This window comes from Limimaricola litoreus, assembly GCF_024159025.1.
Taxonomy (GTDB): domain Bacteria; phylum Pseudomonadota; class Alphaproteobacteria; order Rhodobacterales; family Rhodobacteraceae; genus Limimaricola; species Limimaricola litoreus.
The window spans coordinates 1-7,088 of sequence record NZ_JAMYXC010000207.1 but is presented as its reverse complement, the minus strand read 5'-3'; the positions used below and the strand labels follow the sequence as shown (position 1 = coordinate 7,088).

The 7,088-nt window shown below is 68.0% G+C and carries 5 protein-coding genes and 2 pseudogenes; 5 read left to right on the top strand and 2 right to left on the bottom strand.

Annotation, left to right across the window (positions count from 1 at the left end):
• Positions 1 to 245: pseudogene (locus NHG85_RS13375) on the top strand (ornithine-acyl-ACP acyltransferase); the annotation flags it as partial.
• Positions 246 to 276: 31 nt separating this feature from the next.
• Positions 277 to 2,100 carry an ABC-F family ATP-binding cassette domain-containing protein gene (locus NHG85_RS13370; protein WP_253333172.1) on the top strand — a complete coding sequence of 608 codons (1,824 nt, stop codon included), beginning with the start codon at positions 277 to 279 and terminating at the stop codon, positions 2,098 to 2,100.
• A gap of 75 nt (positions 2,101 to 2,175) precedes the next feature.
• Here the strand turns inward: NHG85_RS13370 and NHG85_RS13365 are convergent, their stop codons facing one another.
• A complete protein-coding gene (locus NHG85_RS13365; protein WP_253333171.1) occupies positions 2,176 to 3,177 on the bottom strand; it encodes a Fe(3+) ABC transporter substrate-binding protein in 1,002 nt (333 codons plus the stop codon).
• Positions 3,178 to 3,252: 75 nt separating this feature from the next.
• A complete protein-coding gene (mazG, locus tag NHG85_RS13360; RefSeq protein ID WP_253333169.1) occupies positions 3,253 to 4,101 on the bottom strand; it encodes a nucleoside triphosphate pyrophosphohydrolase in 849 nt (282 codons plus the stop codon).
• Positions 4,102 to 4,163: 62 nt separating this feature from the next.
• Here mazG and NHG85_RS13355 point away from each other — a divergent pair, with 62 nt between their 5' ends.
• The 3 genes and pseudogenes from NHG85_RS13355 to prfA all read left to right on the top strand — a co-directional run bounded on the left by NHG85_RS13355 (position 4,164) and on the right by prfA (position 6,992).
• Entirely contained in the window at positions 4,164 to 5,324 is a 1,161-nt protein-coding gene (locus NHG85_RS13355) for a M20 aminoacylase family protein (protein ID WP_253333153.1), read from the top strand.
• Positions 5,325 to 5,591: 267 nt separating this feature from the next.
• A pseudogene (locus NHG85_RS19865) lies at positions 5,592 to 5,894 on the top strand (DUF1499 domain-containing protein); the annotation flags it as partial.
• A 42-nt stretch (positions 5,895 to 5,936) separates the two neighbouring features.
• Complete coding sequence (prfA, locus tag NHG85_RS13345) at positions 5,937 to 6,992, top strand: peptide chain release factor 1 (protein WP_253333149.1); 1,056 nt, start codon at positions 5,937 to 5,939, stop codon at positions 6,990 to 6,992.
• The last annotated feature ends 96 nt before the right edge of the window (positions 6,993 to 7,088 follow it).

Below are 7,088 nucleotides of genomic sequence, written 5' to 3'. Positions count from 1 at the left end.
CCTGGCGCCCGCGGCGGCGGGTGCCCGACGCCGTGCCGCTGGCCGGTCCGATCCATGATCCACGCGCCGCCCGCGCCGGGCTGCCGCCCCTGCTGCGCAGCTATCTCGGCATGGGCGGGGTGGTGAGCGATCACGCGGTGATCGACGCGGGCATGAACACGCTGCATGTGCTGTGCATGGTCGATGTGGCGAAGATCCCGCCGGGCCGGGTCCGCGTGCTGCGGGCGCTGGCCTTTGGCCCTTGATAAGCCGCGCGCCGCCCTCTAGCTGCGGGGCATGGCACGCGCACCCCTTCTCCAGCTCACCGACATTTCCCTCACCTTCGGCGGCGACCCCGTCTTTGACGGGCTGTCACTCGCGGTTCAGCAGGGCGACCGCGTCGCCCTCGTGGGCCGCAACGGCTCCGGCAAGTCCACCTTGATGAAGGTGATGGCAGGCCTCGTGGAGCCCGACCGCGGCATCCGCGCCGTCCCGCCCGCGACGAGTGTGGGCTACATGGAGCAGGACCCCGATTTCTCGGGCTATGCGACTTTGGGCGAATGGGCCGCGCAGAACCTCGACATCGGCGAGGAATACAAGCTCGACGTCGCCGCCGAGGGGCTCAAGTTCGACCCCGAGCGCGATCCGGCCACCGCCTCTGGCGGCGAGCGTCGGCGCGCGGCGCTGGCGCGGCTGATGGCCGAGGCGCCCGAGCTGATGCTGCTCGACGAGCCGACCAACCACCTCGACATCGAGGCGATCGCCTGGCTCGAGGCGGAGCTCAAGCAGACCCGCGCCGCCTTCGTGCTGATCTCCCACGACCGCGCCTTTCTCAAGGCGCTGACCCGCGCGACGCTGTGGATCGACCGCGGTGCGGTCAGGCGGCAGGAGACCGGCTTCGACGGCTTCGAAGCCTGGCGTGACAAGGTCTGGGAAGACGAGGACGTGGCGCGCCACAAGCTCGACCGCAAGATCAAGTCCGAGGCCCGCTGGGCGGTCGAGGGCATCTCGGCCCGCCGCAAGCGCAACCAGGGCCGGGTGCGGGCGCTGCAGGATCTGCGCGCCGAGCGGGCGAACCAGATCCGCCGACAGGGCACCGCCGCCATGGCGCTCGGCGAGGGGCCGACATCGGGCAAGAAGGTCGTTGAGGCCTTTGGCCTGTCTAAGGAATACGCGGGCAAGCGGATCGTCGAGAACTTCGATCTCACGGTCATGCGCGGCGACAGGATCGCCTTCGTCGGCCCAAACGGTGTCGGAAAAACCACGCTTATCAAGATGTTGCTGGGCGAAGTTGAGCCGGACGAGGGGCGCATCAAGCACGGCACCAACCTCGAGATCGCGGTGTTCGACCAGGCCCGTGCCCGGCTCGACCCCGAGGCGACGCTCTGGGACAGCCTGACCAACGACCCAACCATGGCGGTCTCCGGCTCCTCGGATCAGGTCATGGTGCGTGGCACGCCCAAGCATGTCGTGGGCTATCTCAAGGAGTTCCTCTTCGACGAGGGGCAGGCCCGCGCGCCGGTCAAGTCGCTCTCGGGTGGCGAGAAGGCGCGGCTGCTGCTGGCCCGGATCATGGCGCAGACCTCGAACGTACTGGTGCTCGACGAGCCGACCAACGATCTCGACATCGAGACGCTGGATCTCCTGCAGGATCTCTTGGGCGATTACGACGGCACGGTGCTCCTGGTCAGCCACGACCGCGATTTCCTCGACCGGGTGGCGAGCACGACCATCGCCATGGAGGGCGACGGGCAGGCGGTGCTCTATGCGGGGGGCTGGAGCGATTACCAAAGCCAGCGCAGGAACGCCGCCGAACCGGTGACCCACGCGCCTGCGCCCCGCGGCAGCGCGCCCGTGCCCAGCGCGCCCAAGCCCAAGGCGGAGCCCAGGAAGGCGGGCCTCAGCTTCACCGAGAAGCACCGGCTCGAGGAACTGCCCAAGGTGATCGAGCGGCTGGGGCAGGAGATCGAAAAGCTGGAGCAGCTGCTCGGCGACCCCGAGCTGTTCACCCGCGAGCCGGTGAAATTCCGCAAGGCGACCGAGGCGATGGCCGAACGGCAGGCGGCGCTCGATGCCGCCGAGACCGAGTGGCTGGAGCTCGAGGAGAAAGCGAGCGTTTGATTTTCAAAACGCTGCTTTAAAACGAAAAAAGCCCGCCTTCGGAACGAAGGCGGGCTTTTCTTTCGCTCTGCGGGATCAGCCGTCGAAGTTCACTTCTTCCATGATCCGCAGCGCGGCGGCGCGGTGGTCGGCCAGCGTCGGCAGGTCGGTCTCGTCGGCGGTGAACTCACCCCAGCCCTGCACCAGCTCCGAGGCTTCGGCGCCTTCGAGCACCGGGTATTCGTAGTTGGCTTCGGCATAGATTTCCTGCGCCTGCGGCGAGACGAGGTATTCCATGAATTGGACCGCCTCTTCCTTGTTCGGCGCGGCCTGGGTCAGCGCGACGCCCGAGACGTTGACGTGGGTGCCGCCGTTCTCGAAGGTCGGGAAGGTGATGCGCACCGCATTGGCCCACTCGGTCTGCTCTTCGTCCTGCAGCATCTTGCCCATGTAGTAGGTGTTGCCGAGCGAGATGTCGCATTCGCCGGCCCAGATCGCCTTGACCTGTGCGCGGTCGTTGCCCTCGGGCTTGCGCGCGAGGTTGTCCTTCACGCCCTGCGCCCAGTCCTTGGCGTATTCCTCGCCGTGATGGGCGATGATCGCCGAGACCAGCGCGAGGTTGTAGTTGTGCAGGCCCGAGCGGGTGCAGATCCGGCCTTCCCACTTGTCCGAGGCGAGATCCTCGTAGGTGGTGACTTCGCCGTCCTCGACGCGCTCATTGCTGGCATAGACAATGCGGGCGCGGGTGGTGACGCCGAACCATTCGCCGTTCTCACCGCGCAGGTTGGCGGGCACCGCCTCCATCAGCACGTCGCTCTCGACCGGCTGGGTCACGCCGGCATCGACGATCTGGCTCAGGTTCGCGATGTCGACGGTCATCACCAGATCGGCGGGCGAGCGGGCGCCTTCGGCTTCGAGACGCTCGACGATGCCGTCCTCGACGAAGGCGAGGTTGACGGCGATGCCGGTCTCTTCGGTGAAGGCATCGACCACCGGCTGGATCAGCTCGGGCTGGCGGGTGGTGTACATGTTGACGTCGGCCATGGCGCTGGTCCCGGCGAGGGCGGCGGCGATGGTGAGGACGGGGCGGAAGGTCATGGAGCGCTCCAGATCAGCGTTGCGATTGGAGGCGCTTAAACCCGAGCAAATTGGTAGGGTCAATGCCCGAGTTTTTTACTTTGAAACTTTTTGCCCCTGCTTCTCCGCCTGTCGGATCTCGTTCCACAGCGCGTCCATCTCGTCGAGATCGCTCTCGACCGGGCGCTTGCCACGTTTCTGAAGTTCGCTCTCTATGTAGCTGAAACGTCTCGTGAACTTGTCGTTCGATCGGCGCAGCGCTACCTCCGGGTCCACGTCGAGATGCCGCGCGAGATTGGCCATGACGAAAAGCAGGTCGCCCATTTCGGCCTCTATCTCGTCCTGGCCCAGCGTGTCGCGCGCCTCGACCAGTTCGCGCGCTTCCTCGACCAGCTTGTCGAGCACCTGCGCCGTCTGCGGCCAATCGAATCCCACCCGCGCGGCGCGTTTTTGCAGCTTGGCCGCGCGCATCAGCGCCGGCAGGCCGAGCGCCACGCCGTCGAGCACGCCGGTCTCGGATTTGCCCGCGCGCTCGGCCGCCTTGATCGCCTCCCAGGCTCGGATCTGTTCATCGGCCGTGCGGTCGCGGCTTTCCTCGCCGAAGACATGCGGGTGCCGGGCGATCATCTTGTCGGAGATCGCCCGCGCCACGGCCGCGAGGTCGAAGTGCCCGGCCTCGGTCGCCATCTGCGCGTGGTAGACCGATTGCAGCAAGAGATCGCCCAGCTCACCCCTGAGCTCGGGCCAGTCCTCGCGCGCGATGGCGTCGGCCACCTCATAGGCCTCTTCGATCGTGTAGGGCGCGATCGAGGCGAAATCCTGCTCGATGTCCCAGGGGCAGCCGTGATCGGGATTGCGCAGCGCGCGCATGATCGCCGAGAGCCGCGCGATCTCGCGGGCGGCGGCGTGGTCGGTGTCGCGGATCTCGGGCTCGGTCTGGGGCATTGCGCGTGGCTCCTGTCGGTGGCAAGCCGCAGGCTAGGATTTCAAAGCCCGGAGCGCCAGCCATGCCCGTCGTCAACCGCATTGCCGATTTCGCCGAAGAGATGAAGGGCTGGCGCCGGACGCTGCACGCCGCGCCAGAGGTTGGGTTCGACTGCCACGAGACGGCGGGCTTTATCGCCGCGCGGCTGCGCGAGTTCGGCGTGGACGAAATCCACGAGGGGATCGCCACCTCCGGTATCGTGGCGCTGATCCGGGGCCGTGGCGAAGGCCCGGTGATCGGGCTTCGGGCCGATATGGATGCGCTGCCGATGGAGGAGCAGACCGGCCTGCCGCATGCCTCGGCCAACAAGGGCGCGATGCATGGCTGCGGCCATGACGGTCATACCTCCATGCTTCTTGGCGCCGCGAAATACCTCGCCGAAACGCGCAATTTCGCAGGGACCGTTGCGCTGATCTTCCAGCCCGCCGAAGAGGGCGGCGGTGGCGCGGGCGTGATGGTCGAGGAGGGCGTGATGGAGCGCTTCGGCATCACCCAGGTCTTTGCGCTGCACAACGAGCCGGGGCTGCCCGTGGGCCATTTTCGCACCGCGCCCGGTGCGATCATGGCGGCGGTGGATGATTTCACCATCACCGTGACCGGCAAGGGCGGGCATGGCGCGATGCCGCAGGACGCGGCCGATCCGGTGGTCGCCGCCTGCGGCATCGTCACCGCGATCCAGACCATCGTCAGCCGCAATCACGACGCGCGCGAGGATCTGGTGATTTCGGTCACCCAGATCCACACCGGCAGCGCCGACAACGTGATCCCCGCGACCGCATGGATCAACGGCACGGTGCGCAGCTTCGACAAGGGCGTGCAGGCGATGGTGATGCGGCGGATGCGCGAGATCTGCGAGGGGCAGGCCATGGCCTACGGCGTGCGAGCCGATCTCGATTACAACCTCGGCTATCCGGCGACGATCAACGACGCGGATCGCGCCGGCTTTGCGGCCGAGGTCGCGGGCGAGGTCGGCCTGGCCTCCGATCCCGACAGCCCGCGCGCCATGGGGGCGGAGGATTTTTCCTTCATGCTGGAGGCGCGGCCCGGCGCCTATCTCTTCATCGGCAATGGCGAGACGGCGGGGGTGCACCACCCGGAATATGATTTCAACGACGAGACCGCGCCTTATGGCGCGTCCTTCTTCGCACGGCTGGTGGAGCGGGCGCAGCCCGCGCGCGGCTGAGCGAAGCATCGGGAACGCGCGGGCGTATGGGGCGTTCCGATACGCAAAGCCCGCGCGATCGGCGCGCGAAGTTCGAATGACAAGGTGTTGAACAAAATGGCGATCCTCACCGTATCGGCGCTTGTCGCCGCGGCCGTTCCGCTCACCTGGGTGCGCGTCGCCCCATCGGATGTCGATCGCTGGCACGTCGATCCGATGGAGGTGGCGCATGTGCCGGTGAAACCCAAGGAGGGCGGCTGGCTGATGCGCACGGGACCTGCCAACGCGGCGCCGCCGGTCTTTGCGACCGACCCTGCGACGCTGCTGTCGGCCTTTGACGAGATCGTGCGGGCCACGCCGCGCACCAAGGTGTTGTTCGAGGACGCGCCGAAGGGGCGCACGACCTATCTCACGCGCAGCGCGGTGATGGGCTTTCCCGACTACACCAGCGTCAAGGCCGTGCCCGAGGCGGGGGGTGCCGCTTTGATGATCTGGGCGCGCAACCGCTTCGGCATCTCGGACATGGGCGCGAACCGCCGCCGGGTCGAGGCCTGGCTGGCCGAGCTGTCCGAGCGGTTGCCGCATCGCTGAGCGTCACTTGACGCCTCGGGGGCGATGGAGGATGGGTGAGCCATGATCGCACAGGACAAGATCGACCAGATCACCGCCCGCTTCGAGTTTCTCGAGGCCAAGATGTCGTCCGGCGCAGCGGGTGGCGAGATCGCCGAACTGGGCCGCGAATACGCCGAGCTGAAGCCCGTCGTCGAGACGGCGGCCGAGCACGCGCGGCTGGAGGCCGAGATCGCCGAGGCGCGGGCGATGCGCGACGACCCCGAGATGCGCGACCTCGTCGAGGAGGAGCTGCCCGGTCTCAAGGCCCGGCTGGAGGCGGCGGAAACCGCGCTGCGCCTCGCGCTTCTACCCAAGGATGCCGCTGACGCCCGCCCCGCGATGATCGAGATCCGCCCCGGTACGGGGGGCGACGAGGCGGCGCTTTTCGCGGCCGACCTGCTGCGCATGTACCAGCGCCATGCGGAGGCGCGCGGCTGGCGCTTCGAGATCATCGAGGAACAGGCCACCGAGCTTGGCGGCATCAAGGAGGTCGTGGCGCGGGTGGTTGGCGAGGGCGTGTTTGCCCGGCTGAAGTATGAAAGCGGCGTGCACCGGGTGCAGCGCGTGCCCGAGACCGAGAGCGGCGGGCGCATCCACACCTCGGCGGCCACGGTCGCCGTGCTGCCCGAGGCGGAGGCGGTCGATGTGAAGATCGACCCCGGTGACCTGCGCATCGACACGATGCGCGCCTCCGGCGCGGGCGGGCAGCACGTCAACACCACCGACTCGGCGGTCCGCATCACCCATATCCCCACCGGCATCGTCGTCACCTCGAGCCAGAAGTCGCAGCACCGCAACCGCGAACTGGCGATGGAGGTGCTGCGTTCGCGGCTTTACGACGCCGAGCGCAGCCGGGTCGAGGGGGCGCGCTCTGCCGACCGCCGCGCGCAGGTCGGCTCGGGCGACCGCTCCGAGCGCATCCGCACCTACAACTTCCCGCAAGGCCGCATGACCGATCACCGCATCAACCTCACGCTCTACAAGCTCGACGCGGTGATGGGCGGCGATCTCGACGAGATCATCGACGCGCTGACGGCCGAGGCGCAGGCCGCGCTTCTGGCGGAGATGGAGGCATGAGCCCGCTGCCCTCGGGCCCGCTCACCGGGGCCGCGGCGCTGGTCGCGGCGACCCGCAGGCTCGCCGAGGCCGGGGTGCCCGATCCGGGGCGCGACG